We start from the raw sequence: 4,024 nt of genomic DNA, 5'->3' as shown, positions 1-4,024 counted from the left end.
CATTCACGCCGCGGCGGACAGCGACATCGATTCCTTCTTCATCAGCTCGCGGTAGAACCCGTCGAGATGGGTCAGCCGGTCCGGGGAGCCGTCCTGGATGATGCGGCCGCCCTCGAGCACCACGATCCGGTCGAAGTCCTTCAGCGTCGAGAGCCGGTGGGCGATGGCGATGACGGTGCGGCCCTTCATGAGGTTGGCGAGCGCATGGCGGATCGCTTCCTCGGATTCGGCGTCGAGGGCCGAAGTTGCCTCGTCGAGGAGCAGGATCGGGGAATCCTTCAGGATGGCCCGCGCGATGGCGATGCGCTGACGCTGGCCGCCCGAGAGCTTCACGCCGCGATCGCCGACGATGGTGTCGAAGCCTTCCGGCAGGGCCTGGATGAAGTCGGTGCAATGGGCCGCTTCCGCCGCCTTCCAGACGTCCTCGTCCGACGCGTCGGGCCGGCCGTAGCGGATGTTCTCGCGAAGCGTCCGGTGGAACATCGAGACGTCCTGGGGCACCACCGTGATGGCCTCGCGCAAGCTGTCCTGCGTCACGCGGTTGATGTCCTGGCCGTTGATGAGGATGCGCCCACCCTGGACCTCGTAGAAGCGCTGCAGCAGCGAGAAGATCGTCGACTTGCCGCCGCCCGACTTGCCGACGAGGCCGATGCGCTGGCCCGGCTCGATGACGAGGTCGAAATCGGTGAACACGGCGCGCCCGTCCGGGTAGGCGAAGGCGACGTGGTCGAAGTTCAGTTCCGCCCCGGTGGTGCCGGCGAGCGGCATCGCTTCGGGATGGTCGATCAGGTCGTGCGGCTGCAGCAGGGTGTGGAGGGCCTCCGAGAGCCGGGCGGTGTGCTGTGTGACGTCGACCAGCGCCACCGCGAGGTCGCGGGTGGCGGCGAGGATGCGGATGCCCAGGGTGCAGACGAGCACGACCTGCCCGTTCGTCGCCTGTCCGGCCTCCCACAGGGTGATCGCCCAGTAGAGCAGGCCGAGCACCGCGAAGATGGTCAGGATCGCGTGAACGATGCGCAGCTTCTCGAGGTAGAGGAGCGAGGAGCGGCGCGAGTTCATCTCGACCCCGATCGTCCCGTCGAAGCGGTGGTATTCGCGCTTGAACGCCGAGAAGGCGCGCACCAGGGGCATGTTGCCGACGAGGTCGACCATCTCGCCGTCGACGCTCGCCGCCTTGGCGGCGAAGTCGTGGTGCAGGGGCTTGCCCGCCGCCGCCATCTTGAACATCAGGAGGACGACGGCGCCGAAGATGCCGGCGAGCACGAGCGCCATCGTGACGCTGACGGTGGCGATGTAGAGGATCGAGCCGATCGCCGCGATGCAGGGCGGCAACACGTTGAACACGAACATGTTCTCGACCGTGAAGATCGCGTTCGAGGTCGCCGTGATGCGCGACGCCAGGGTCCCGGGCTGGCGGTCGGCGAAGAACGAGGGGGAATGCCCGGTCATGTGGCGGAAGAGATCGCGGCGGATGTCGCCCGTCACGCCCACGAAGGTGAACGAGCCGACGAGGCTCGCCACGCGCCAGAGCATGTTGTCGGCCGCGATGAAGGCGATGAGGATCGCGAGCGCGCTCCAGATCAGCCCGGCATCGGGACCCTTGCTCAAGGCATCGACGACGCCCTTCAGGGCATAGTCCGTACTGACCGAGAACCCGACGGCGCCCAGGACCGCGCAGAGGATCACGGCATGCGGCAAGGCACGGCGCCTGAGATAGCGCCCCACGAAAGCGAAAGGCCGATCGGCATAGACGCAGAGGTCTTCCATCGCGGTGACCATCCCGGATTTTGTCATGCGGACCTCGACTTAGGCCGGCGGATCACGTGCGGCGGTGCGCTCGGCCACGACGTCTGGCCAAGGCCGCCTCGACCGTGCCCCCAAATTCGCAACGCGAACCACACCCAAGTGTTGCAGGCCACCGTCAAGCTCGAGCCGTTATAGTGTCGAAACCTGAACGCCAGTTGAGCGGCAAGCGAATTCGGTGCCGCCGGGCTGTCCGGGGCGGCCATGCGGCGACGGGTGCTCACGACGGCTCGCGCCTCGTCTCCGGCATGATCAGCGCCAGCAACGCGAAGCCCGCGAAGCCGACGATGGCGAGGCCGAGGAAGGCGCTCTGGCTGCCGAGCTTGTCCGCCATGACGCCCGCGAGCGAGGTCGAGAGCGCCGCGCCGATCCCCATGGCGGTGCCGACCGCGCCGAGCGCCATGTTGAAGCGGCCGGTGTAGCGGGTGGCGTCCGACACGACGAGAGGCACCATCACGCCGAACACCGCAGCCGAAATGCCGTCAAAGATCTGAATCGCCACGAGTAGTTCGGGGCTTTCCGTATAGGCGAACAGCAGGCCGCGAATCGGGAGTGCGGCAAAGCCGAGGAGCAGCAGCGGGCGCCGGCCCCATCGTTCGGCCGCGCGTCCGATCGCCGGCCCGGTCAGGGCCAGCACCACCTGAGGCACTACGATGCAGGCCGCGATCAGCACGGTCGCGGTCTCGCTGGCGCGCCGCGTCAGCATGCTGCCCACCAGGGGCAGCATGGCGGCGTTGGCCAGGAAGAATAGCGTCATGCAGGCCGCGAAGCAGATCAGTGCCCGGTTCGTGAGCAGCGCGCGGATGCTGCCCTCGGGCCGGGCGGCGCGGTCGTCGCGCTCCGGCTGACGGCGGGCGTTCGGCTCGGCCGGGCGCATTGAGGGCGGTCGCACGAAGGAGAGGGCGACCAGAGTCGGGATCATCAGGGCGGCCGTGAAGTAGAACACCGCGTCGTTGGAGATGTAGTAGCCGCAGGCGCCCATCACGGCGGCGGCGACCGCGTTGCCGAGCGCAGAGAAGCTCGCGTTGCGTCCCAGGCGCTCGCCGGCACGGGCATGGCCGACGAGGCCGATGCTGATGGCCGCGATGGCCGGCGTCAGGATGCAGCTCGCCGCCGAATGGAGGGCCATGGCCAGCAGCACGACGAGGAAGCTCGGCCACATCGCCAGCGCGAAGGCGCTGCCGGCGATCATGGCGACGGAGATGCCGGCCGCGAAGCGACGCGAGCGAACCGCATCGACGAAGGCCCCGCCCGGCACCTGGCCGAGCAGGCTGACGAGGCTGCCGACGGTGAGTGCGAAGCCGATGTCGGACTGGGTCCAGCTCGCCTGGGTGAAATAAACCGCCAGGAAGGGGCCGAAGCCGGTCTGGAGGTTGGCGACGAAGAACGTGAAGCCGTCGAGGCCCCGCCTGCTCGCGCGATCGGTCGCGATCATGTCGGGGCTGGTCTCCGCTGCCGCCTCGGCAGGCGCGTCGCGTCGGGGTAGGGGACGCGGCCGAACCTCGGCCCGGGGCGGGTCGCGCGGCACCACGGCGCGACGGTGGTACGAACGTGGTGCCGTCATCGATCCGGGGCCTTCTCCGGCGGCTTGTCCGGTGCCGCCGCGGCGGGCTTGTCGGAAGCAGGCGCGACCGGAGGCGGCGCGGGTGTGGCGCCGGCAGGTGCGGCGGTGGGCGGGGCGGCCGCGGCCTGCTCGGCATCGGCCGGGGCACTCGGGCTCGCAGGGCCGAGCACCACGATCGGCTCGCCCGGCTTGTATTCCGGGGAGACCCGGACCTGGTTGCGGGTCAGCTGCAGCACCGGGCGGCCGGGCTTGCCTTCCTGGCTGAAGCGCATGGTGCGCCAGTCCACGGCGATCTTGCGCGAACCGACCCCGAGGAACCCGCCGAAATCGATGATCGCGGCCCGGGGGCGACCGTCCTTGTCAAGGACGATGTCGATGATCCGGCCCATGTCCTCGCCGGCGGCATTACGCACGCCCTTGCCGAGGATGCCCTCGTAATCCTGGGTATCGAGCACCGTGGCGGGAGTGCCGGCGGGCGTGGCGGGAGGTTGCGCCGGCGCGGGCACTTGTTGGGTCGCGGCAGGCGCTTGGACGGCAGGCGGAGAGGTCGCCGGCCCTGGCGCCGGAACGGGTCCTTGCGGGGCGCCCGCCTGCGGCGCGGCCGGCGGGTCGACGGGTCCCGACGGTGAAGGGCTCTGAGCCTGGGCGGTGGTGCCC

At 69.6% G+C, this 4,024-nt stretch carries 3 protein-coding genes; all 3 read right to left on the bottom strand.

Annotation, left to right across the window (positions count from 1 at the left end; genetic code table 11):
* Positions 1 to 3: 3 nt before the first annotated feature.
* The gene (locus ACFE7U_RS05690; RefSeq protein ID WP_375408784.1) at positions 4 to 1,767 is read right to left on the bottom strand and encodes an ABC transporter ATP-binding protein; all 1,764 of its coding nucleotides are present in this window, start codon (positions 1,765 to 1,767) and stop codon (positions 4 to 6) included.
* Positions 1,768 to 2,023: 256 nt separating this feature from the next.
* Positions 2,024 to 3,367 carry an MFS transporter gene (locus ACFE7U_RS05685; protein WP_375408761.1) on the bottom strand — a complete coding sequence of 448 codons (1,344 nt, stop codon included), beginning with the start codon at positions 3,365 to 3,367 and terminating at the stop codon, positions 2,024 to 2,026.
* Positions 3,364 to 4,024 (bottom strand): PRC-barrel domain-containing protein (locus tag ACFE7U_RS05680; protein WP_375408760.1); only part of this gene is annotated, 661 nt, incomplete at its 5' end. The genes ACFE7U_RS05680 and ACFE7U_RS05685, both read right to left, overlap by 4 nt.

The sequence above is a fragment of the uncultured Methylobacterium sp. genome, from assembly GCF_964251405.1.
In the GTDB taxonomy this organism is placed as follows: Bacteria; Pseudomonadota; Alphaproteobacteria; order Rhizobiales; family Beijerinckiaceae; genus Methylobacterium.
This window is presented reverse-complemented; position numbering and strand designations above follow the sequence as displayed.

Coding starts and splice junctions, on each gene's coding strand:
- ACFE7U_RS05690 (WP_375408784.1), bottom strand. CDS start 1,767: ATGGAAGACCTCTGCGTCTATGCCGATCGGCCTTTCGCTTTCGTGGGG.
- ACFE7U_RS05685 (WP_375408761.1), bottom strand. CDS start 3,367: ATGACGGCACCACGTTCGTACCACCGTCGCGCCGTGGTGCCGCGCGAC.